We start from the raw sequence: 22909 nt of genomic DNA on the forward strand, positions 1-22909 counted from the left end.
AACTGCGCGCCATTGCATCTTGTTTTGCACACTTGTTTTGAACAACCCGCGCTGAATTTTCCTACGGTACTCCCATGACTTTCGCCACCCTTGGCCTGATCGAACCCTTGCTGCGCTCCCTCGAGACGCTCGGCTACCAGACTCCGACGCCGGTTCAGGCGCAAGCCATTCCGGCGGTGCTGGCCGGTCGCGACCTGATGGCCGCGGCCCAGACCGGCACCGGCAAGACCGCCGGTTTCGCCCTGCCGCTGTTGCAACTGCTGGCCATGGAAGGGCCGAAAGTCACCGCCAACTCGGTGCGCGCGCTGATCCTGGTGCCGACCCGCGAACTGGCCGAGCAGGTTCACGAAGCCGTGCGCCAGTACGCCGAAAACCTGCCGCTGCGTACTTACGCGGTGTACGGCGGGGTCAGCATCAACCCGCAAATGATGAAGCTGCGCAGCGGTGTCGACCTGTTGGTGGCGACCCCGGGCCGCTTGCTCGACCTGTTCCGCCAGAACGCGCTGAAGTTCAACCAACTGCAGACCCTGGTGCTGGACGAAGCTGACCGCATGCTCGATCTGGGTTTTTCCGAGGAGCTGGCGAACATTTACCGCGCGCTGCCTGCGAGACGTCAGACGCTGCTGTTCTCCGCGACCTTCTCCGATGACATCCGCCTGCTGGCCGGGCAGATGCTCAACGACCCGCTGAGCATCGAAGTCAGCCCGCGCAACGTCGCGGCCAATACGGTCAAGCAATGGATCGTGACGGTGGACAAGAAGCGCAAGCCGGAACTGTTCGTGCACCTGATGCGCAAGGGCAAGTGGAAGCAGGTGCTGGTGTTCGCCAAGACCCGCAACGGCGTGGACGCGCTGGTGGATAAACTCCAGGGTCTGGGCATCAACGCTGACGGCATCCACGGCGACAAACCCCAGGCGACTCGTCAGCGCGCACTGGACCGCTTCAAGGCGAGTGAAGTGCAGATCCTGGTCGCCACCGATGTGGCGGCCCGTGGCCTGGACATCGAAGACCTGCCGTTGGTGGTCAACTTCGACTTGCCGATCGTCGCCGAAGACTACATCCACCGCATTGGTCGTACTGGCCGCGCGGGTTCGACGGGCGAGGCGATTTCCCTGGTCTGCGCCGATGAAGTGAATCTGCTGTCGGCTATCGAGATGCTGACCCGCCAGACCTTGAAGCGGCAGAACGAGCCGGACTTCGAGCCCGAGCACCGCGTACCGGACACCGATGCCAGTGGCCAGGTCGTCAAGAAGCCGAAGAAACCGAAGAAGCCCAAGGCTTCCGGTGGTGGCGGTGGTAAACGCAATCTGGGTAAGTGGGTGGATAGCGGAGAGGTTGCGCCGGCGGAGCCTTCGATCAAGCCTGTGCGCAAGGTGCCGGTGTTCAATACCGGGCCGCGTAAGCGCAAGCCTTAATAGCTGCAGCGTCGGCTAGACCGCTATCGCGAGCAGGCTCGCTCCTACAGGGGATTTGTGGACAACGCAGACCCCCTGTAGGAGCGAGCTTGCTCGCGATGGGTACGATTGGGTCTTCAGCCTAGCGCCGCAACCACTCCACCATCCCCAACCCCGCCGCTCGCCCACTGGCGAAACACGCGGTCAGCAGATAGCCGCCGGTCGGGGCTTCCCAATCGAGCATTTCCCCGGCGCAAAACACGCCAGGCAGTTGCTTGAGCATCAATCGCTCATCCATCGCCTCGAACAACACACCGCCAGCGCTGCTGATGGCCTCATCCAGTGGACGGGTTTTCACCAGCGTCAGGGGCAATGCCTTGATCGCGTTGGCCAGCAAGGCCATGTCAGCAAAGCAGTCGACGCCGGTCAGTTCACGCAATAGCGCCGCTTTGACCCCATCGATACCCAACTGACTGTGCAGGTGCTTGGCCATGGAGCGCGATCCCCGGGGTTTGCTCAACGCCGCCATAACTTTATCCACAGGCCGGCCCGGCAACAGGTCCAGATGAATCGTTGCCGAACCGTGCCGGTTGATCGCCTCGCGGATCGCTGCCGACAGGGCGTAGATCAGACTGCCCTCGATCCCGGTGGCGGTAATCACACATTCGCCGAGCCGCGGCACGTCATCGTTAAGGCCAATGGCGATGTTTTTCAGCGGCGCGCCAGCGAATTTGCTGACCATCAATTCGCTCCAGGCCTGTACCTCGAAGCCGCAATTACTGGGTTGCAACGGCGCCAGTCCCACGCCGTGTTGCTCCAGCGACAACATCCACGCGCCGTCCGAGCCCAGCCGCGACCAACTGCCGCCACCGAGGGCGAGCAGGGTGGCATCGGCTTGAACGGTCTTTTCGCCTTCCGGGCTGTCGATGCGCAATCCGCCACGCTCGTCCCAGCCGAGCCAGCGGTGGCGGGTGTGGATAACTACGCCGCTGTCGCGCAGACGCTTGAGCCAGGCGCGTAGCAGCGGCGCGGCTTTCATGTCGGTGGGGAATACCCGGCCGGAACTGCCGACGAAGGTTTCGATGCCTAGCTCGTGAATCCATTGGCACAGCGCATCGGCACCGAAGTCGCGCAGCAGCGGGGCGATCTGCGGGGCGCGTTCGGCGTAGCGCGAGAGAAACGCCGGGTAGGCTTCAGAGTGAGTGATGTTCATGCCGCCGACGCCGGCCAGGAGGAATTTTCGTCCGACCGAAGGCATGCCGTCGTACAGGTCGACCTTGATCCCGGCCTGGCTCAACACTTCGGCCGCCATCAGACCGGCGGGGCCGCCGCCGATGATGGCGACGTGAGGGGGGAGGGCTGGCGAGGATTGGGTCATGGGGTGCGCTGTGGCCTGGCGGGATAAGCCGGGCATTCTACCGCCCTGCCTTCTGTAGGAGCGAGCTTGCTCGCGAAGGTCTTGAACGATAACGCGGATGACCAGCTGCTCAGCGGCGACGGTGAGTTTTTCGCGAGCAAGCTCGCTCCTACAGAAATCATAGGTGCTTTTGAAGGTGGTTAAAAAACAACCACTACTCTGTAGCCTATACGTAGTTTGGGCTGCAGGCCCTTTCACTCAGGTTATCCACAGGCAGTTCCACAGGCATTGTGGGTAAAGCATCCACAGCTCAGTGACAACCTGATGACTGCCAGACGCGTTGCGCACTGTGATGAAGGATGCCGTGACGGCGGGCCAGGGCCTGGCGGTCCTTGCTGTAGCCACCGCCGATTACCCCGACCAGCGGAATGTCGCGAGCCAGGCAATGGCGCATCACGCTTTCATCGCGGGCGGCGACGCCTTCGTCTGTCAGCTTCAGATAACCCAGTGCGTCGTCCTTGTGCACATCGACTCCGGCGTCATACAGCACCAGATCCGGTTGGTAGAGCGGCAGCAGGTAGTTGAGTGCATCGTCCACCACCTTCAGGTAGTCGGCATCGCCCATGCCGTTGGGCAGCGCAATGTCCCAGTCGCTTTCGGCCTTGCGTGCGGGAAAGTTCTTCTCGCAGTGCAGGGAAACGGTCACTGCTTCCGGGGTGTTGTGCAAAATTCGTGCAGTCCCGTCGCCCTGATGCACGTCGCAATCGAAGATCAGTACCCGGTTCACCCTTCCACTTTCCAGCAGGTAATGGCTGATCACCGCCAGGTCATTGAAGATGCAGAACCCGGCCGGGTAGTCGTAGTGCGCATGGTGGGTGCCGCCCGCCAGGTGACAGGCCAGGCCATGCTCCAGCGCCTGCTCGGCGGCGAGCAACGAGCCACCGACCGCCCGCACCGTTCGCCGGGCCAGGGCTTCGCTCCAGGGCAGCCCGAGGCGGCGCTGGTCTTCGCGGGATAATTCGCCACTCATGTAGCGTTCGATATACGAAGGGTCATGGGCGAGGGCGAGAATCTCTGCGGGGCATAGATCCGGGCGCAACAGGTCGGTGTCGCGGGTCAGGCCGCTGTCCACCAGGTGATCGCGCAACAGGCGGAACTTGTCCATCGGAAAGCGGTGATCCGCCGGAAACTCGGGGCTGTAGTCTTCGTGATAAATCAGCGGGAGCGGCATGATGATTTCATTCAGGAATGAGAGAAGGATCCTACCAGCGTTGTAGACTTGCGGCATGCAAACGGAGGGCGGGGAGCAATGGAGCCAATACTGGAACTTGAAAGCGCTCGGCTGCTGTTGCGCCAGTGGCGCGATGAAGATTTAGCGGACTTTGCGGCGATGTGTGCCGACCCGCAGGTGATGCGCTATTTCCCGGCAACCTTGAGTCGGCTGGAAAGTGCATCATTGATCGGGCGAATCCGTGGCCATTTCGCCGAGCATGGTTTCGGCCTATGGGCTCTGGAACGCAAGGACACCGGCCAATTCATCGGTTTTACCGGGCTCGGTGTGGTCGGTTTCGACGCGCCTTTCACCCCTGCCACGGAAATCGGCTGGCGCCTGGCCCGCGAGCACTGGGGCCTGGGTTACGCCAGTGAAGCGGCGTGGACCGCTCTGCGCTGCGGGTTCGACCGCTTGCCGTTGAAAGAGGTTGTGGCCTTCACCACGCAAACCAATCTGCCGTCAGAGAAAGTCATGCAGGCCATCGGCATGCACCATGATCCGGAAAATGACTTCGATCACCCGCGACTCGAAGCCGATCATCCGTTGCGTCGGCATGTGTTGTATCGCATCAGCCGCGAACAATGGCTGCAAACCTTGCATGGATAACCTGACACGGACGTTTACAATGGCCTTCATGGGCCCGGTCCAGAAACTGAATCGACCGTTGCAGCCAAGGCTGCGCGGCAATGTGTTGCGTGAGGAGCATCTGAATGAGCCAAGTGTTGGATGATCTGGTCGACCTGCTGACCCTGGAACCGATCGAGGAAAACCTGTTCCGTGGCCGCAGCCAGGATCTGGGTTTTCGCCAGTTGTTCGGTGGGCAGGTGCTCGGCCAGTCGCTGTCGGCGGCCAGTCAGACGGTGGAAGAGGCGCGCCATGTGCATTCGATGCACGGCTATTTCCTGCGTCCGGGCGATGCCGGGCTGCCGGTGGTGTATCAGGTTGACCGGGTGCGTGACGGTGGCAGTTTCAGCACGCGCCGGGTGACGGCGATCCAGAAGGGCCACCCGATCTTCACGTGCAGTGCGTCGTTCCAGTACGACGAAGAAGGTTTTCAGCACCAGAGCGAAATGCCGCAAGTGGTCGGTCCGGAAAACCTGCCATCGGAACTGGAAATTACCCAGCAGCGCGCGCACCTGATCCCCGAGAAAATGCGCGAAAAACTGCTGTGCCCGAAGCCGATCGAATTTCGCCCGGTGACCGAGAAGGATCCCTACAACCCGCTACCCTCCGACCCGGTCAAGTACGTCTGGTTCCGCGCCGACGGGGCGTTGGCCGATTCGCCGGCGCTGCATAAGTATTTGCTCGCCTACGCATCGGACTTTGGCTTGTTGACCACCTCGATGCAGCCCCACGGCAAGTCGGTCTGGCACAAGGACATGCAGGTCGCCAGCCTCGATCACGCGTTGTGGTTCCACCAGGATTTGCGTGCCGATGACTGGTTGCTCTACGCGATGGACAGTCCGTGGGCCGGCAACTCCCGTGGATTCTCCCGTGGCAGCGTGTTCAACCGCGCCGGGCAACTGGTGGCCTCGGTCACCCAGGAAGGCTTGATCCGTCATCGCAAGGACTGGGCATGAGCCTGGCCGATGTACGTCACTGGGTGTTCGACATGGACGGTACCCTGACGGTCGCCGTGCACGACTTCGCGGCGATTCGCGTGGCGTTGGCGATCCCTGCCGAACACGACATCCTGACTCACCTCGCCGCACTGCCGGCCGATGAAGCCGCAGCCAAACATGCGTGGCTGCTGGAGCATGAGCGGGACCTGGCCCTCGGTTCGCAACCGGCACCGGGCGCGGTGGAGCTGGTGCGTGAACTGGCCGGGCGCGGTTATCGCCTGGGCATTCTCACGCGCAATGCCCGGGAGCTGGCGCATGTCACGCTGGAGGCCATTGGCCTGGCCGACTGCTTTGCACTGGAAGATGTGTTGGGTCGCGATGATGCACCACCCAAACCGCATCCGGGCGGGCTGCTGAAACTGGCCGAAGCGTGGAAGGTGCCGGCGAGCGAGATGGTGATGGTCGGTGATTACCGCTTCGATCTCGATTGCGGGCGAGCGGCGGGAGCGCGGACTGTTTTGGTGAATCTGCCGGATAATCCATGGCCGGAATTGACCGATTGGCATGCGGCGGATTGTGTCGAGTTGCGGCAGATGTTGTCGGCTTGAAGAATTTGTCGTCTGCTAAATCGCCATCGCGAGCAAGCTCGCTCCCACAATAGGTCTGTGTGGACTCGATATTGAATATCACTAGAGAACCACTGTGGGAGCGAGCTTGCTCGCGATGGCGTCAGATCAGGCAGTGCATAACCTACTGACCAAACAAAGCCTTCTGCCCCTCCGGCGAGGTAAACATCCCATCTCCGTCATGCCCGACTCCAGGTACTTCAATCAGTTGCTGATTCAACCCTTGCGGTTGCAGCCGCTTCAGATAATCAAAGTAAAAATGCCCGCGCGCCAATCGATAAGGTCCTTGCGCCCGAGCCTCGCAGCTCTTGTCCAGCGCCGGATGATTCGGGTCGGTGTCCTGCTGGCCCAGTAGATAAACGATGTCACGCGTGAGGTACTTTTCCTGCAGTTGTGCGAGAGTTTGTCCTTCGGCGTAGGCGGGCAAATCCGTCAGCCCATATTTCCAGCGATTGAATTGCGGGCAACCCGCGTGGCTGAACGCCACTGGCCGGCGCTCATCGAAATAGGCGTAGGACGACGGATTGGCGATCACGTATCGCACCTGCACGCCTGCTGCTTCAAGGGCTGGTTGATCGTGGCCGAGCAACGCATAGCGCTGAACCACCTGCGCGCCGCCGGAGTGCCCGGCGATGACGATTTGCTTCACATCCGGAAACTGCTGACGGTCACCCAAGCGGGCGATGATTTCGTCGAGCGCGGCGTAGGAACTCAGCCGAAACGGTGCCGTGGATTCGCCGCCAGCCATCCATTCATTGCCTTGCCAGCGCAAAACCGTGTCGGCCACCGGATGGACCGCAACGTCGGTTTCATTGAGAAACTGCGGGGCGATCACCAGGGTCGTTGCACTTTGTCCGGCCAGTTCGGCCGCGTGCTCACCGCTCTGCAGATAGGTTTGCGCATTGCGCAAGCGACCGTGGAGGATGATCAGCACCCGTTCGATTTTTGCCGGGGCGGGGCTGATGCCCACCGCGATTTCACCTGATTTCAACAGCAGGCGCCCTGAGCTGAGCTCCTTGACCTCATGCTCGGCGGCCTGGGACGTTGCGCAAGTAAACAGAACAACCAACAACCAATTCTTCATTTACAGATTTTTCGCCGCAAAGGTATCGCACTGGCCAACCTGGCCTTGGGCGAAACCGGTTTTGAACCAGCGCACCCGTTGCGCCGACGTACCATGGGTGAACGAGTCCGGGACCACGCGGCCCTGACCCTGTTGCTGCAAACGATCGTCGCCGATGGCGTTCGCTGCGTTCAGTGCTTCTTCGATGTCGCCCGGTTCCAGCCAGTTCAGGCGCTTCTGCGCATTGTTGGCCCAGACGCCGGCCAGGCAATCGGCTTGCAGTTCCTGACGAACCAGCAAACCACCGTCGCCCTCCATCTGCCGACCCTGCTGGCGCGCTGCCTGAATTTTCGCGGAAACCCCAAGCAGGGTCTGTACATGGTGTCCGACTTCGTGAGCGATCACGTAGGCCTGGGCGAAGTCGCCTGCGGCGGAAAAGCGTTGGGACATTTCCTGGAAGAACGCCATGTCCAGGTAGACTTTCTGGTCCGCCGGGCAATAGAACGGGCCGGTCGCCGAGGTGGCCAGGCCGCAGGCCGAATTCACGCGGTTGCTGAACAGCACCAGGGTCGGGTCTTTGTATTGGCGGCCAGCCTGCTGGAAAATCGCACCCCAGGTGTCCTCAGTATCGCCGAGGATCGAACGAACGAACTCCGCGCTTTCATCATTGACCGGCGGTGCCTTGCGACTCTGGTTGGTAGCGGGCGCCGTTTGCTGGCCCGTTTGCCCGGTCAGTTGTCCGAGGATTTGCAACGGATCCTGGCCGGTGATCCAGCCGATGCCGACGATCAGGAGGATTGCCGTCAGGCTCAGGCCCTTGCCACCGCCGAAGCGCATCCCACCGCCGCCACTGCCGACATCATCGCCACGGGCATCGACCACGTTGTCACTGCGTCGGCCTTTTTTCCATAGCATGCGGGAATCCTCTTTTGTTCCGGGTAAAGAGCCGTGCGATGAGTGTTGCTGCGAATTGAGAGCCGCGCCAGTCCGATAGTCAGACTGCCGGTTGTGCGACTGGTTCCAATTTTGCTTCGTGGGGCTTCTCTTCTAGAATCAGCCAAATTTTGTTTGGGACCTACCATGGCCGGCAGTCAGATCGAACGTGTCTTCAGCGTGCTGGAAAGCCTGACCGGTGAACCGCAGGGTCTGCCGATGCAGACGTTGGCCGAGCAATTGGAAATCCCTAAAAGCGCGACTCATCGGTTGCTCGCCGAACTGATTCGCCTGGGTTACGTGCGGCAGAATCCGGACAACCTGCGCTATCACCTGTCGACCAAGCTGGTGGCCATGGGCTTTCGATACCTGTCCGGCAGCGGTGCGGATATCGTTCAGCCGGTGCTTGATCGACTGGCCGGGGAAACCGGTGAACTGGTGCGTCTGGGGGTGATTCAGGGTGAGCGGCAGGTCTGGATCGCCAAGTCCCAGGGTGCCCGCTCGGGCCTGCGCTACGACCCGGACATGGGGCGTGATGCGCCTTTGTTCTACACGGCTTCCGGGCATGCGTGGCTGGCGTGCATGAGCGATGCCGAGGCGCTGTCGCTGGTCGAGCGGCAAGGGGGCGGATTGCCTCGGGACATCGGGCCTAATGCACCGCGTTCGAATATTGAACTGCTGGAGCGCTTGCGTCTGGCGCGGGAGCAAGGCTACGCCTGGGTCGAGGAAAGTTCGGCGGTGGGCACCTCGGCGATTGCCGCCGTGGTACGTCATCCACTGGATGGCCGGGTGATTGGCGTGCTCAGTATTGCCGGGCCAAGCGCGCGAATGCCCGGTGCGCGCTTGCATGAGTTGGCGTCGACCTTGTTGAAGTACGCCGAAGAGCTTTCGCTGGCGAGCCAGGCGTCAGAGTTGTTCAGTTGAGCGTGATGTCTGCTTGAATAGAGTGTGCGGTATTCGCACACTTTCTTGAGTCATTGATGTCATAAAGTGGAACTGGGTTCTAAATTATTCAAGTCTCGCCTCAACCCATAAAAGGACTTCGTCTTGACGTCGCCCAGCAGCACCCCGCTTTCCGGCGTCAATCAGCCCTTCAAAGGGATCCTGCTGATCGTTGTCGCGACCTTCCTGTTTTCCAGCCACGACGCCTTTTCCAAATATCTCTCGGGTTTCTATCCCATTGTCATGGTGGTCTGGGCGCGTTACGTGGTTCACACCTTGCTGATGGCCGGGATTTTCCTGCCGCAATCCGGGCTGCGAGTGCTGCGTACCAAACGGCCATTGCTTCAGCTGATCCGGGCGCTGTGCCTGCTGGGTACCAGTCTGTTTTTCACCACAGGCTTGATGTACATCCCGCTGGCCGAGGCTACGTCGGTCAACTTCCTCGCTCCGGTGCTGGTCACCGCGTTGTCGGTGCCGCTGCTGAAGGAGCGGGTGACACGAGGGCAATGGCTGGCGGTGATTTTCGGTTTTAGCGGGGTGCTGATCATCGTTCACCCCGGCGGTGATCTGTTTACCCCGGCGGTGTTGCTGCCATTCTGCTCGGCGCTGTTTTTCTGCTTCTATCAACTGCTGACGCGCAAGCTCAGCGAGATCGACAGCCCGACCACCAGCAACTTCTTCGCAGGCTTGTGCAACACGCTGGTGATGAGTGCGCTGGTGCCGTTCTTCTGGCAGACGCCAAACCTGATGCATGGCGCGATGATGCTGGCGCTGGGGGCCTGCGGGATGACGGCCCACCTGTTCCTGACCCAGGCTTTCCGCCTCGCGGCACCGGCACTGCTGGCACCGTTCAGCTATTGCCAGATTATCTTCGCCGGCCTGCTGGGCTGGCTGCTGTTTTCCCATACGCCGACACTGACCACCCTGCTCGGCATTGCCGTGATTTGCTGCAGCGGGTTGGCAGCGGCCTGGCAACAAAGCCGCCGCTAAAAAACCTGTGAGGGTGATGATGTTTTAGTCGGTGACGGTAGGAATCTTGCGCGGTGCCATGAAGTACATCCAGGTCAGCGCAATGAAGTACATCGCCGGAATCATGGTGAACAGCACGGTGTAGTTGTTGTTGGTGACGGTCAGGATGTGGCCGACCAGCTGGGTCATGAACATCCCGCCAATCGCCGCACACATGCCGCCGAAGCCGAACACCGTACTCATCATGTGCTTGGGCGTGTAGTCCATCACCAGGCTCCAGATGTTCGCGGTCCAGGCCTGGTGTGCGCCGATGGCCAGGGAGATGGCGAACACCGCGACCCACAGGTTGCTGGAACCGGCGGCCATGATCACGCCGATGATGCAGCAGGCGAACAGGAACATGGACATCAGTCGCGCCTTGATCGGGTTGACTCCGCGACCGATCAGGAACGAGGAGAGGATGCCGCCGCCAACGCTACCGAAGTCGGCAGTGAGGTAGATGATGATCAGCGGGATACCCATCTGGGTGACGTTGATGCCCAGATTGTATTGCTGGTTGAGGAACGGCGGCAGCCAGTACAGGTAGAACCAGAACACCGGCGCCGTCATCGAATAGGCGAGGGCGAAGGCCCAGGTGCCGCGCATGCGAAGGATTTTCGAGAACGGCACGCGGGTTTGTTCCGGTTCGACTTCGTTCTGGATGTAGTCCAGCTCCGACTGTTTGACGCTCGGGTGATCTTCCGGGTTGAAGTACTTCAGGCCCCAGAACAGCAGCCAAATCCCGCCCAGTGCCGACATGCACAGGAACGCGGCTTGCCAGCCCCAGACGTGCAGGATCAGTGGCAGTAGCATCGGCGTGAACATCGCGCCGACGTTGGTGCCGGCGTTAAAGATACCGGTGGCCACGGCGCGCTCGCCGGCCGGGAACCACAGGCGTGTGGTTTTCACGCAGGCCGGGTAGTTCGCCGCTTCGGTCAGGCCGAGGATGAAGCGACAAACCATGAAGCCGACCGCCGAAGTGGCCAGACCGTGGGCGCCGGTCGCCAGGCTCCAGAGCAGTACGGCGCAGAAGAACACGCGCTTGACGCCGACCCGGTCGATCAACCGGCCCTGCAGAACGAACCCGATGGCGTAACCCACCTGGAACCAGAAGTTGATGTTGGCGTAATCCATCGCCGTCCAGCTCATCTCCTTGGCCAGGATGGGCTGCATCACGCCCAGGGCGGCGCGGTCGATGTAGTTCAGGGTGGTGGCGAAAAACACCAGCGCCAGCATGCCCCAACGGGTTTTGCCGACCGCTATGGCGCCGCGGATTTTGTCGCCGATGCCACCGGCAGTGACGTTCATGGCCGGAGCCATGCGAGAGCTTTGGGAAGGAATCATGTGTACCACCCGTTTTTTGAATTTGTTATTTGGTGTTTTGGACATCGCGGCCGGTGCTGCGTGTCCGGACTTAATGTGGGGACGATGTTGGGCAGTGGACAAAAAATCGTCAATTCGCCAACCACCATTTTGTTCGATAATCGAACACAAAACTAACTGGGTAGTACACTTTGAATTGCCCAATGGACAACCCGGCTCAATAATCCGCTCACTCTTTTAAAAGCGGCGCAAATTCCCTGTAGCCGAAGCCTCCACCGGGAGCCGAAATATGCAGCGTTCCATTGCCACCGTATCCTTGAGCGGTACCCTGCCGGAAAAACTCGAAGCCATTGCTGCCGCCGGTTTCGACGGCGTCGAGATTTTCGAGAACGACCTTCTCTACTACGACGGTAGTCCACGGGAAATTAAACAGATGTGCGCCGATCTCGGGATCGCCATCACCCTGTTTCAACCGTTCCGTGATTTCGAAGGCTGTCGGCGAGATCGGCTGTCGCGCAATCTGGAACGCGCCGAGCGCAAGTTCGACCTGATGCAGGAGCTGGGCACTGACCTGGTGCTGGTGTGCAGCAACGCCTCGGCCGAGTCCATCGGTGATGAACGGATTCTGGTCGATGACTTGCGCCTGCTGGCCGAACGCGCCGGGGCACGCGGCCTGCGCATCGGTTACGAAGCGCTGGCCTGGGGCCGGCATGTGAACACCTGGCAACAGGTGTGGAACATCGTGCGGCAGGCCGATCACCCAAGCCTTGGTGTGTTGCTGGACAGCTTTCACACCTTGTCGCTCAAGGGCGATGCGAGCGCTATCGCCGAGATTCCCGGGGACAGGATTTTCTTCGTGCAAATGGCTGACGCGCCGATCCTGGCCATGGACGTGCTGGAGTGGAGTCGGCATTTTCGTTGCTTCCCGGGCCAGGGCGAATTCGACCTGCCGGGGTTCCTCGCGCCGATCATCAAGAGCGGGTACACCGGGCCTTTGTCGCTGGAGATCTTCAACGACGGTTTCCGCGCCGCGCCGCCACGAGCCAACGCCGCCGACGGCTTGCGCTCGTTGTTGTACCTGGAGGAGAAAACCCGCGAGCGTCTGGCCCGGGAAGCCAGGCCTGCGACCAACCCCGAAATTCTGTTCGAAACGCCCAAGGCCAGCGAGTACAACGGCATCGAGTTTCTGGAGTTTGCCGTGGACGAAAGCCTCGGCGCCAAACTCTCCCATTGGCTGGAACGGCTAGGGTTCGCCAAGGTCGGGCAGCATCGCTCCAAGAGCGTCAGCCTGCTGCGTCAGGGCGATATCAATCTGATCCTCAACACCGAACCTTACTCGTTCGGTCACAGTTTCTTTGAGGCGCACGGCCCTTCGTTGTGCGCCACCGCCGTGCGGGTCAAGGACAGCGCCAGCGCGCTGGCCCGAGCCGTGGCCTACAAGGGCCAGCCCTATCGCGGACTGGTCGGCCCCAATGAACTGGAACTGGCGGCGGTGCGTGCGCCGGATGGCAGCCTGATCTATCTGGTGGACCAGGATGCTGACGTCTACGGCACCGACTTCAATCTGTACCCGCAAGCGCCGGCCAGCGGCGGCCTCAAACGCATCGACCACATGGCCATGGCGCTGCCGGCCGACAGCCTCGACAGCTGGGTGCTGTTCTATAAGAGCCTGCTGGATTTCGAGGCGGACGATGAAGTCGTGCTGCCCGATCCTTATGGTCTGGTGAAGAGCCGTGCCTTGCGCAGTCGCGACAGTTCGATCCGCCTGCCGCTGAATATTTCCGAAAATCGTAACACCGCGATCTCACACGCGCTGTCGAGTTATCGCGGCTCCGGTGTGCATCACATCGCGTTTGATTGTGATGACATCTTTGCCCAGGTCAGCCGTGCAAAAGAGGCGGGCGTGCCACTGTTGGATATCCCGCTCAACTACTACGATGACCTGGCGGCGCGGTTCGATTTCGACGACGAGTTCCTCAGCGAACTGGCCTACTACAACGTGCTGTACGACCGCGACGCTCAGGGCGGTGAGCTGTTTCATGTGTACACCGAGCCGTTCGAGGGGCGATTCTTCTTCGAGATCATCCAGCGTAAAAACGGTTATGCCGGCTACGGCGCGGCCAACGTCGCGGTGCGGCTGGCGGCCATGGCCAAATCCCGTAGCGGCGCATTGCGCCAGGCGAAGTTGTAGGGAATTCGTAAACGCGGGATTAAACGTGGGCTGTGCAGCTTCCTTCACCGTGTCGCGCGGCCCATAATCGCCAGCCTGTGCAGTGATGGCCGTGAGCCCGCAATGACAATGACCTCAGAACTCCCCGCAGCCCACGTAGAATCGGGTACCGAGCCGCGCAAGAGTCGCAAGAACAATCCGGAAAAGACCCGCGAAAACATCCTGCAGGAGGCGATTGTCGAATTCGTCCAGCAGGGGCTTTCCGGTGCTCGCGTCGATGCCATCGCCGAGCGCATCCACACCTCCAAGCGCATGATCTATTACTACTTCGGCAGTAAGGAACAGCTCTACGTCGAAGTGCTGGAGAAGCTTTACGGCGATATCCGCAACACCGAAAGCCGCCTGCACCTGACCGAACTGCCTCCGGTGGAAGCCATTCGGCGGATGGTTGAATTCACCTTCGACCACCATGATCGCAACGTCGACTTCGTGCGCATCGTCAGTATCGAAAACATCCACAACGCCGAGTATGTAAAGCGTTCCGAGGCGATCAGGGCGATGAACAACACCGTTCTCGATTCCCTCGATGTGATTCTGCGTCGTGGTGTTGAAGAGGGTGTCTTCCGCGCCGGCCTGGTGCCGCTGGATGTGCATCTGCTGATCAGTTCGTTCTGCTTCTATCGCGTGTCGAACCGCCATACCGTGGGCGAGATTTTCCAGATCGACTTGCCGGACGAACGCATCAAGCAGCGTCATCGGGAGATGATTTGCGAGTCGGTTCTGCGCTACCTGCAGGCTTGAAAAGATCGCCCGGGCGATCTTTTGATTTTCAGTCATTCATGCTCTGGAAATGCTCAAGCATGCGCTGGGCATCGGGCACCACGCCGCTGAACAGCTCGAACGCCTTCACCGCCTGAAACACCGCCATATTGCCGCCGTCCAGCGTTCGGCAACCGAGGGCGCGGGCGTGGCGTAGCAGTTCGGTTTCCAGCGGGAAGTAAACGATCTCCGCCACCCACAATTCGGCCCGCAGCAACGCGACCGGCACCGGCATGCCCGGCAGTTTTTTCATGCCCATCGGCGTGGTGTTCACCAGGCCGTCAGCCCGCGCCATGGCGCTCGGCAGGTCATATCCGGCCACCGCCCGACCGACGCCGAAATGCTGATTGAGATTGTCAGCCAGATCCTGGGCGCGGCGGATGTCCACGTCAAAAATGCTCAGTTGTGGTACGCCTTCGCTCAACAACGCGTGGGCCACCGCCGCACCTGCGCCGCCGGCGCCCATCTGTACGACACGTTCAACGGCAACACCCTTCAAACCCCGGCGAAAACCCTCGGCAAAGCCCAGGCAATCGGTGTTGTGGCCGATGCGTTTGCCATCCTTGAGCACCACCGTGTTGACCGCACCGATACCGCGGGCCTCTGGCGAGAGCTCGTCGAGCAGCGGGATGATTGCCTGCTTGCAGGGAAAGGTGATGTTCAGCCCGGTGAAGTTCATCCGTTCGGCAGCCATCAACAGGTCGGGCAGGGCGTTGCTGTCGAGTTTCAACTGATCAAGATCAATCAGGCGATAGAGGTAGCGCAGCCCTTGGGCATCGCCTTCATGCTCGTGCATGGCCGGTGTGCGGGAAGCCTGGATGCCGGCGCCAATCAGGCCGGCCAGTATCACGTGGTTCTGAGTCACGGCGATCACCCCTTCAAACGATGACTGAAGTGTTCCAGCGCCAGGCGATAGCCGTGACTGCCAAAACCGGCCATCACCGCAGTCGCAATGGCGGAGACGAACGAGTGGTGACGAAAAGGCTAGCGGGCATGGACGTTGGACAGATGGACTTCGATGACTGGCAGTTCGCTGGCAACCAAGGCGTCGCGGATGGCGACCGAAGTGTGGGTCCACGCGGCAGGATTGATCACGATCCCGGCGCAGCGACCGCGGGCGGCGTGAATCCAGTCGAGCAATTCGCCTTCATGGTTGGTCTGGCGAAACTCCACTGCCAGGCCGAATTCTTCGGCGGCACGTGCGCACAAGGTCGAGATGTCTGCCAGGGTTTCGTGGCCGTAGGTCGCCGGTTCACGGGTGCCGAGCAGGTTCAGGTTCGGGCCGTTGAGCACCAGAACGATAGGGGACATCGGAATCTCTCCACTTATTATTTTTGGAATCGGCTGAAGTTTTCGGCCTGTGGAGATAAATTGTACTAACTAGTTAATTCGGTCAATTGAAGAGAAGACACGCTGACGGTTTGTGGGCGGTGATCGGACACTTTCGGTGTTCAGCGCGGCAAATGCTCCACCAGAAAATCAATGAACGCCCTCAAGCGCAGCGGCACATGACGACTTTGCGGGTAAAGCAGCGTGAATGGCCGCGAGCGCCCGCCATAGGGCTTGAGCACTTCCACCAGCGAGCCGTCGGCCAGTTCCTTTTCAACGATAAAACGATAGGTCTGAAACAACCCCGCCCCGTGTTTGGCCAGGGTCACACCGCCCAGCACATCGTCGGAACAACTGAGGTTGCCCTCGGCCAGAATCTCCCGGGGCACGCCTTCATCGTTGAACAACCAGGCAATGCGCCGGCCGCTGCTGGGCAATTCGTACTGAATGCATTCGTGGTTTTCGAGGTCGTCGAGGGTTTGCGGAGTGCCGGCCCGTTTCAGGTAATCAGAGCTGGCGATCAACACCAGAGCGGCATCTTCCAGCTGCCGGGCGATCAGGCCGGAGTCCGGGATGGCTCGCACACGAATCGCCATGTCGTAGCCTTCGCCGACGAAATCGATGTTGCGATTACTGATATGCGACTCGACCTTCACCGCCGGATAGCGCGCCCGAAATTCGGGCAACAAAGGCAGGATTCGATGATGCGCGTAGGTGGTCGGAATACTGATGCGCAAAGTACCGGACGGCACTTGCTGTTGGCCCATGACCTCACGCTGGGCCTCGACCAGTTGTGCCAGGGCCAGGCGGCACTCCTCGTAATAGCGGCGACCACTGTCGGTCAGCTTCACGCTGCGGGTGGTGCGCGCAAACAGGCGCACACCCAGGCGTTCTTCCATGCGCGACACTGAACGGCTCACAGCAGCGGGCGTGACACCTGCCACCAGCGCCGCGGCAGTAAAACTGCCGGCCTCGGCGGCCAGGCAAAACAGCTCGATGCTGCCTAACTGAAGATCGTCGAATTGTCGCTGCATTATTGATGACGCCGGGGATCAAATGAAGAAGCTGGATGAGTATTTATCAGGTGCCAGCGCCGCAATGAAAGGACTTCTTACCATTTCGCATGGTGTTCCACAGGCCCGGCAAGTGCCAGGACGCTAGCCTGTGGACGGAAGAAGTGATTCCTCTGCCAATGCCAGCGGTCGGATTTTCCAGGGAATATCGGATCCTCGGATTCATTAACCTAACGGATGGGTTAGCATGAAGGTATGCAATTACAAAGGACTGTCGGTAGTGATCATGTTGCGAGACGAGCATTGTCCGCCTCATGCGCATGTGGAGGCGGGTACGTGGAGTGCGAGATTCAGGTTCAGCTTTTGGCACAACGGTGTCGAGCTCTGGGATGTAGTTCCGCTATCGCGTCGGCCACCGATCGCGGTGCTTGAGGGATTGCGCCAATCGCTCCAGCAACCTGCCCATTTGCGGCGCGCCCGCGGCATCTGGTGGCGAAAATTACAAACAGCTTGTCTCGATAATCAATTGTGGGACTGGCAAAGCAACGAAGTCGTAGTGGTGAAAAGGGTTGTCAGTACCACCAATATGATTGGATCGGCTTGCTACGAACCTGAATCGAACAAGACGTTGCTGTCTCTGATAGGCGCACAGGAAAGTGTGGAGATCGAGTTATGAAAACGATAAAAGCCAAGGTTCAGGCCGATATTCCCGTAACGGAAAGTAGCCTGGACAAAGCCATTGAACGTGGCGAATCACGTAAAAAAAATAGCCTGCAAGCGACGGCGGTTACCTACCTGGCCCCCTGTCTGGCCGTCAGCTTCGAAGATGGCAGCGGCGTATTGTTGCCCGTGGCCAACTATCCGGAGTTCGATGATTTTGAGGTCGAGGACTACGCTGGACTGACTGTTGGCTACGCGGGTACTGCCCTGTGCCATGAAGGCAAGGACCTGCATGTATCGATCGCCGGGATGATTTCTGCGAGCAAGCCGCTGATGGCCATGGCGGCCTCGCTCGTCGCTTCGCGCAATGGTCGCCAGAGCAGCGCCGCAAAGTCTGAAGCCGCGCGGGCCAACGGCAGGAAAGGCGGGCGCCCGCGCAAGGTCGATGTTGTCTTGTAAGTGCCCACAAAAAAGCCGTCGTGAAGACGGCTTTTTTGTGCCTGGCAGGAGCCATCAACGCCGGGTGAGCATCACCCCGGACTCCATGTGATGGGTCCACGGGAACTGGTCGAACATCGCGCATCGGGTGATGCGGTGGGTGTCGTGCAGTTGGGCGATATTGGCCGCCAGGGTCTCCGGATTGCAGGAGATGTACAGGATGTTGTCGAAGCGCCGGGTCAGTTCGCAGGTGTCCGGGTCCATGCCGGCGCGGGGCGGGTCGACGAACACGCTGCCGAACTCGTAGCTCTTGAGGTCGATGCCATGCAGGCGGCGGAACGGGCGCACTTCATTCAGGGCTTCGGTCAGCTCTTCAGCGGACAAGCGCACCAGAGTGACGTTATCCACCACGTTCTCGCTGAGGTTGCTCAGCGCCGCATTGACCGAGGTCTTGCTGATTTCGGTGGCCAGCACTTTGCGCACGCGAGTGGCGAGCGGCAGGGTGAAGTTGCCGTTGCCGCAATACAGCTCCAGCAAATCATCGGAGCGATCGCCAAGCGCGTCGTACGCCCAGTTGAGCATCTTCTGGTTCACCGTGCCGTTGGGCTGGGTGAACGCGCCTTCCGGCTGGCGGTAGCTGAAGGTGCGGCCGCCGACTTCCAGCTTCTCGACCACGTAATCGTGACCGATGACTTCGCGCTTGCCCTTGGAGCGGCCGATGACGCTGACGTTCAGGTCCGTCGCCAGTTTCGACGCCGCCGCGTGCCAGTGCTCGTCCAGCGGGCGGTGATAGCACAGGGTGATCATCGCGTCGCCAGCCAGCGTGGTCAGGAACTCCACCTGGAACAGCTTGTGACTCAGGGCCGTGCTGGCTTGCCATGCTGCCTTGAGTTGCGGCATCAACTGGTTGATGCGCAGGCTGGCAATCGGGAACTCTTCGATCAGGATTGGCGTGCGTTTGTCTTCCTGGGAAAACATTGCGTAATGACGCTCGCCGGCCTCGCGCCACAGGCGGAACTCGGCGCGCAGGCGGAAGTTTTTCAGCGGCGAATCGAAAACGGCTGGCTCGGGTGCATCGAACGGGGCCAGCAGGTCACGCAGACGCGTGACCTTTTCTTCGAGCTGAACGGCATAGGCCTGGGAATCAAAAGTCATGCGTTGAACCAACCCAGCTTGATCACGAACAGAATCGACAGGATCACCAGTGCCGGGTTCAGCTCACGGCCGCGACCGGACATCAGCTTGATGGCGGTCCAGGAAATGAAACCGAAGGCGATGCCATTGGCGATGGAATAAGTGAACGGCATCGCCAGCGCAGTGATTACCACCGGCGCGGCAACGGTGATGTCGTCCCAGTCTATTTCGGCCAGGCCGGATGTCATCAGCACGGCGACGAACAGCAGGGCCGGTGCAGTGGCGAAGGCTGGAACGCTGGCGGCCAGTGGCGAGAAGAACAGCGCCAGCAGGAACAGGATCGCGACCACGACGGCGGTCAGGCCGGTGCGGCCACCGGCACTCACGCCAGCGGCGGATTCGATGTAGCTGGTGGTGGTCGAGGTGCCCAGCAGGGAACCGGCCATGGCTGCAGTGCTGTCGGCGATCAGCGCGCGACCCATTTTCGGCATGTGACCGTCCTTGCTCATCAATCCGGCACGCTTGGCGACGCCGATCAGAGTGCCGGAGTTATCGAACAGGTCGACGAACAGGAAGGCGAAGATCACGCTGACCAGACCGATGTCCAGTGCGCCCTTGATGTCCAGTTGCAAGAAGGTCGGGGCCAGGGACGGCGGCATCGACATCACGCCGCCGAACGGGGTGAAGCCCATCACGATCGAAACGATGGTCACCACCAGAATGCCGATCAGCACCGCACCGCGCACGGCAAGGGCTTCGAGGGCGACGATCAGGGCAAAACCGAGGGTAGCGAGGATCGGAGCCGGTTGTTTCAGGTCACCGAGGCCGACCATGGTCGCCGGGTTGCTGACCACGATTCCGGCATTGTGCAGGGCGATCAGCGCCAGGAACAGGCCGATACCGGCAGCAATCGCCGAGCGCAGCGGGAGCGGGATGCTATTGATGATCCATTCACGGATGCGGAAGATCGACAGCAGGAAGAAACACACCGCCGAGATGAACACCGCGCCCAGTGCCACTTGCCAGGTGTGGCCCATGTGCAGGACCACGGTGTAGGTGAAGAAGGCGTTCAGGCCCATGCCCGGTGCGAGGGCGATCGGGTAGTTGGCGATCAGGCCCATGGTCGTCGAGCCGATGGCGGCTGCCAGACAGGTGGCGACAAACACCGCGCCCTTGTCCATGCCGGTCTCGCCGAGGATGCTCGGGTTGACGAACAGAATGTAGGCCATGGCCAAAAAGGTCGTGACGCCCGCCAGAATCTCGGTCCGCACGTTGGTGTTGTGTGCCTTGAGTTGAAACAGCCTTTCCAGCATGTCTGCTCCCCGTGGCGCGCCGGGCGCCGTGAATGTATCGACCTCAACAGCAAAGCACAGGCAGCAGAGCGCGCCTGGAAATTACTGTGGGCCGGAAAAAGCCGCGCATCATACCAGTAGCTTGGGGATATGGCTGCTTATGGCGGTGATCGTCGTCGATGTTTTGCGACAACACCAAGTACGCCATACTGTGGGCCGGTTTTTTGGGTGGATGGGGCCTGCATGAAAAGGCGTCTGGTTAGCGTGTTCGGCGTATGGATGGCGTTGTTTCTCGGGGCTCAAACGGCCGTGGCGGCCTCTGCTACGCCACTGACGCAATTGAAGGTGCTCAAAGTCGCGTCGCCGTCCTGTGGTGTTGAAAACATCGACGAAGGGCAAACCCGGACTCGCTGCGATCACAATGGCCCGAACATCACGGTGTACGTGCTGGAAGTGGGTTATGGACGCGAGGCCCATGTCACCCTGGACGGTTTCGAAGTGAATGGCACCCGCACACCGGTCTGCGCGTTCAAGAACGGCAACCTGACCAGTTGCACCCCCGGGGAAAAAACCGTCGGCTATTTGTATGCCCTCGATCTGGCTGGCAAGCAGGAAGGCACGCTGACCTTCAGTAATACCTCGATCAACGCGCCCGGCAATACGATGTCGACGCAGCTTTTCATCAAGTAACCACAGGTCCCGAACACGGGGCAGGAAAGCTGGCTACGCTTAAAAGATCACTCTGTGGACAATACCTGATGACCTTTAGAGCCTTGATTGCCCTCGCCGAGGGCACCGATGACCTGCAAACCGTGACCCTGATCGACGTACTGCGCCGCGCCAAAATAGAAGTGGTGGTGGCCAGTATCGAAGGGCGGCGCATGCTCACCTGCGCCCGCGGCACGCGCCTGACGTCCGATGCCATGCTGGTGGATTTGCTGGCGCAGCCCTTCGACCTGATCGCCTTGCCGGGTGGTGCGGTGGGTTCGCAGCACTTGGCAGCACACCAACCCCTGCAACAATTGATCAAGGATCAGGCGGCAGCCGGTCGCCTGTTCGCCGGCATCGCCGAGGCGCCCGCCGTGGCGCTGCAGGCCTTTGGCGTATTGCGTCAACGGCGCATGACCTGCCTGCCCTCGGCCAGCCATCAATTGTTGGGCTGTAACTTCGTTGATCAACCGGTGGTGGTCGACGGCAATTGCATCACCGCCCAGGGCTCGGCTGGCGCCTTGGCATTTGCTTTGGCGCTGGTGGAACAACTCTGCGGAAAAGCCACACGTGCGGCGGTGGCGGGGGAATTGCTGGTTTAGCCTGCTTGGACTTTTGCTTCTTCCCTTTCTTCATCTTTAGCCACGTGCATGCGATCGCGGCTGGCCAGTGTCGGGAACAGTTTGACCCACGCCCCGGTTACCACCAGCGTGCCGATCCCGCCCATGACCACGGCTGGCACGGTACCGAACCAGTGGGCAGTCAGGCCCGATTCGAATTCGCCCAACTGGTTCGAAGCACCGATGAACAGACCATTCACGGCGCTGACCCGGCCGCGCATTTCGTCCGGGGTTTCCAGTTGCACGAACGAGGCGCGGATCACCATGCTGATCATGTCTGCCGCGCCCAATACCACCAGCACCGCCAGGGAAAACCAGAACGAGGTCGACAAGCCGAAGGCGATGGTTGCCACGCCGAAAACGCCCACAGCGGTGAACATCACCCGCCCGACGTTGCGCTCCACGGCAAACCGCGCCAGGAACAGCGACATCAGCAGCGCACCCACTGCCGGTGCCGAGCGCAACAGGCCCAGCCCCCACGGGCCGGTCAGCAGGATGTCCTTGGCGAACACCGGCAGCAACGCCGTCGCACCACCCAATAGCACCGCGAACAGATCGAGGGAGATCGCCCCGAGAATGTCCGGACGACTGCGGATAAAGCGAATGCCCGCCAGCAGTGAGTCCAGAGTGGCCTTGCCCTTGTTCAGCGGGGTTTGCCGGGCTGGCAGGTTGAGCATCAGCGAACAGGCGATGACATACAAAAGCACCGTCGGGCCATACACCCAGACGCTGCCGAAGGCGTAGAGCAAACCGCCGAGGGCCGGGGCGACGATGGTTGCCGATTGCTGGGCCGATTGCGCGGCGGCCACCGCACGGGGAAACAGCGCGCTGGGCACTATGCTGGGCAGCAGCGCCTGGGTGGTCGGCATTTCAAAGGAACGCGCGGCGCCGAGCAGGAAGGCCAGGATAAAGATCATTTCCCGGGTGACATGATCGGTGGCACTGCCGATGGCCAACGACAGGGCGATCAGTGCCTGCACGGACTGGCAGATCGCCGCGACCTTGCGCCGGTCATAGCGGTCGGCGACGTGTCCTGTGTGCAGCATGAACAGCACGCGCGGGGCGAACTCGACCAGGCCGACCAGACCCAGGTCGAGCACGTTGCCGGTCAATTGATACAGGTTCCAGCCGATGGCCACGGTGAGCATCTGGAAGCCGCTGGCGGTGAATACCCGGGCCATCCAGAACGCTAGAAAAGGGCGATGGTGACGTAACAGCAAGGGCTCTTGGCTGGGCATCTGCGGG

The 22909-nt window shown here is 60.7% G+C and carries 22 protein-coding genes and 1 pseudogene; 12 read left to right on the forward strand and 11 right to left on the reverse strand.

Going from position 1 to position 22909, the window contains the following annotated elements; all coding sequences use genetic code 11:
• Positions 1-74 precede the first annotated feature (74 nt).
• On the forward strand, positions 75-1415 hold the full coding sequence (locus AC1DKH_RS26830) for a DEAD/DEAH box helicase (protein ID WP_477799833.1): 1341 nt from the start codon (positions 75-77) through the stop codon (positions 1413-1415).
• A gap of 121 nt (positions 1416-1536) precedes the next feature.
• Here AC1DKH_RS26830 and AC1DKH_RS26835 read toward each other — a convergent pair whose 3' ends face one another.
• Both AC1DKH_RS26835 and AC1DKH_RS26840 read right to left on the reverse strand, forming a co-directional pair.
• On the reverse strand, positions 1537-2772 hold the full coding sequence (locus AC1DKH_RS26835) for a TIGR03862 family flavoprotein (RefSeq protein ID WP_477799834.1): 1236 nt from the start codon (positions 2770-2772) through the stop codon (positions 1537-1539).
• A 289-nt stretch (positions 2773-3061) separates the two neighbouring features.
• Positions 3062-3982: a histone deacetylase family protein gene (locus AC1DKH_RS26840; RefSeq protein ID WP_477799835.1), complete on the reverse strand. Its 921-nt coding sequence runs from the start codon at positions 3980-3982 to the stop codon at positions 3062-3064.
• Between the two features lie 78 nt (positions 3983-4060).
• Between AC1DKH_RS26840 and AC1DKH_RS26845 the strand changes: the two genes are divergently transcribed.
• The 3 genes from AC1DKH_RS26845 to AC1DKH_RS26855 all read left to right on the forward strand — a co-directional run bounded on the left by AC1DKH_RS26845 (position 4061) and on the right by AC1DKH_RS26855 (position 6194).
• Positions 4061-4630 (forward strand): GNAT family N-acetyltransferase, encoded by a 570-nt coding sequence (locus AC1DKH_RS26845; protein ID WP_477799836.1) that lies wholly within the window; start codon positions 4061-4063, stop codon positions 4628-4630.
• Positions 4631-4734: 104 nt separating this feature from the next.
• The gene (gene tesB, locus AC1DKH_RS26850; protein WP_007995359.1) at positions 4735-5604 is read left to right on the forward strand and encodes an acyl-CoA thioesterase II; all 870 of its coding nucleotides are present in this window, start codon (positions 4735-4737) and stop codon (positions 5602-5604) included.
• On the forward strand, positions 5601-6194 hold the full coding sequence (locus AC1DKH_RS26855; RefSeq protein WP_008052432.1) for an HAD family hydrolase: 594 nt from the start codon (positions 5601-5603) through the stop codon (positions 6192-6194). Before tesB ends, AC1DKH_RS26855 begins: the two co-directional genes overlap by 4 nt.
• A 142-nt stretch (positions 6195-6336) precedes the next feature.
• Here AC1DKH_RS26855 and AC1DKH_RS26860 read toward each other — a convergent pair whose 3' ends face one another.
• Together AC1DKH_RS26860 and ypfJ are read right to left on the reverse strand one after the other, a co-directional pair.
• Complete coding sequence (locus tag AC1DKH_RS26860; RefSeq protein WP_477799837.1) at positions 6337-7296, reverse strand: alpha/beta fold hydrolase; 960 nt, start codon at positions 7294-7296, stop codon at positions 6337-6339.
• Entirely contained in the window at positions 7297-8190 is an 894-nt protein-coding gene (gene ypfJ, locus AC1DKH_RS26865; protein WP_477799838.1) for a KPN_02809 family neutral zinc metallopeptidase, read from the reverse strand.
• A 165-nt stretch (positions 8191-8355) separates the two neighbouring features.
• Here ypfJ and AC1DKH_RS26870 point away from each other — a divergent pair, with 165 nt between their 5' ends.
• Together AC1DKH_RS26870 and AC1DKH_RS26875 are read left to right on the forward strand one after the other, a co-directional pair.
• A complete protein-coding gene (locus tag AC1DKH_RS26870) occupies positions 8356-9132 on the forward strand; it encodes an IclR family transcriptional regulator (RefSeq protein WP_477753946.1) in 777 nt (258 codons plus the stop codon).
• 123 nt (positions 9133-9255) lie between these two features.
• Positions 9256-10140, forward strand: a complete 885-nt coding sequence (locus tag AC1DKH_RS26875; protein ID WP_477753945.1) for a DMT family transporter — start codon at positions 9256-9258, stop codon at positions 10138-10140.
• Positions 10141-10164: 24 nt separating this feature from the next.
• Here the strand turns inward: AC1DKH_RS26875 and AC1DKH_RS26880 are convergent, their stop codons facing one another.
• The gene (locus AC1DKH_RS26880) at positions 10165-11502 is read right to left on the reverse strand and encodes an MFS transporter (protein ID WP_477787847.1); all 1338 of its coding nucleotides are present in this window, start codon (positions 11500-11502) and stop codon (positions 10165-10167) included.
• 268 nt (positions 11503-11770) lie between these two features.
• On the opposite strand from AC1DKH_RS26880, the gene quiC reads away from it, so the two are divergent.
• Complete coding sequence (quiC, locus tag AC1DKH_RS26885; RefSeq protein WP_477799839.1) at positions 11771-13672, forward strand: 3-dehydroshikimate dehydratase QuiC; 1902 nt, start codon at positions 11771-11773, stop codon at positions 13670-13672.
• Between the two features lie 102 nt (positions 13673-13774).
• Complete coding sequence (locus AC1DKH_RS26890) at positions 13775-14452, forward strand: TetR/AcrR family transcriptional regulator (protein ID WP_477799840.1); 678 nt, start codon at positions 13775-13777, stop codon at positions 14450-14452.
• Between the two features lie 28 nt (positions 14453-14480).
• Here AC1DKH_RS26890 and AC1DKH_RS26895 read toward each other — a convergent pair whose 3' ends face one another.
• The 3 genes and pseudogenes from AC1DKH_RS26895 to AC1DKH_RS26905 all read right to left on the reverse strand — a co-directional run bounded on the left by AC1DKH_RS26895 (position 14481) and on the right by AC1DKH_RS26905 (position 16833).
• The gene (locus tag AC1DKH_RS26895) at positions 14481-15335 is read right to left on the reverse strand and encodes a shikimate dehydrogenase (RefSeq protein WP_477799841.1); all 855 of its coding nucleotides are present in this window, start codon (positions 15333-15335) and stop codon (positions 14481-14483) included.
• Positions 15336-15340: 5 nt separating this feature from the next.
• A pseudogene (gene aroQ, locus AC1DKH_RS26900) lies at positions 15341-15781 on the reverse strand (type II 3-dehydroquinate dehydratase).
• 140 nt (positions 15782-15921) lie between these two features.
• Positions 15922-16833: a LysR family transcriptional regulator gene (locus AC1DKH_RS26905; protein WP_477799842.1), complete on the reverse strand. Its 912-nt coding sequence runs from the start codon at positions 16831-16833 to the stop codon at positions 15922-15924.
• A gap of 226 nt (positions 16834-17059) precedes the next feature.
• Here AC1DKH_RS26905 and AC1DKH_RS26910 point away from each other — a divergent pair, with 226 nt between their 5' ends.
• Positions 17060-17488: a DUF4160 domain-containing protein gene (locus AC1DKH_RS26910; protein WP_477799843.1), complete on the forward strand. Its 429-nt coding sequence runs from the start codon at positions 17060-17062 to the stop codon at positions 17486-17488.
• Positions 17485-17931, forward strand: a complete 447-nt coding sequence (locus AC1DKH_RS26915) for a DUF2442 domain-containing protein (protein WP_477799844.1) — start codon at positions 17485-17487, stop codon at positions 17929-17931. The genes AC1DKH_RS26910 and AC1DKH_RS26915 overlap by 4 nt, the downstream gene beginning before the upstream one ends.
• Before the next feature lie 54 nt (positions 17932-17985).
• Here the strand turns inward: AC1DKH_RS26915 and trmA are convergent, their stop codons facing one another.
• A complete protein-coding gene (trmA, locus tag AC1DKH_RS26920) occupies positions 17986-19065 on the reverse strand; it encodes a tRNA (uridine(54)-C5)-methyltransferase TrmA (protein WP_477799845.1) in 1080 nt (359 codons plus the stop codon).
• Positions 19062-20357: an NCS2 family permease gene (locus AC1DKH_RS26925; RefSeq protein ID WP_223461025.1), complete on the reverse strand. Its 1296-nt coding sequence runs from the start codon at positions 20355-20357 to the stop codon at positions 19062-19064. The genes trmA and AC1DKH_RS26925 overlap by 4 nt, the downstream gene beginning before the upstream one ends.
• A gap of 222 nt (positions 20358-20579) precedes the next feature.
• On the opposite strand from AC1DKH_RS26925, the gene AC1DKH_RS26930 reads away from it, so the two are divergent.
• Together AC1DKH_RS26930 and AC1DKH_RS26935 are read left to right on the forward strand one after the other, a co-directional pair.
• Positions 20580-21026, forward strand: coding sequence for a DUF4879 domain-containing protein (locus AC1DKH_RS26930; protein ID WP_477799846.1), 447 nt, complete (start codon positions 20580-20582; stop codon positions 21024-21026).
• A gap of 68 nt (positions 21027-21094) precedes the next feature.
• A complete protein-coding gene (locus AC1DKH_RS26935) occupies positions 21095-21646 on the forward strand; it encodes a DJ-1 family glyoxalase III (protein ID WP_108231207.1) in 552 nt (183 codons plus the stop codon).
• Here AC1DKH_RS26935 and AC1DKH_RS26940 read toward each other — a convergent pair.
• Positions 21643-22902 (reverse strand): MFS transporter, encoded by a 1260-nt coding sequence (locus AC1DKH_RS26940; protein WP_477764512.1) that lies wholly within the window; start codon positions 22900-22902, stop codon positions 21643-21645. The two genes, AC1DKH_RS26935 and AC1DKH_RS26940, sit on opposite strands and share 4 nt — an antisense overlap.
• Positions 22903-22909 lie beyond the last annotated feature (7 nt).

The sequence above is a fragment of the Pseudomonas sp. 05L36 genome, from assembly GCF_056398125.1.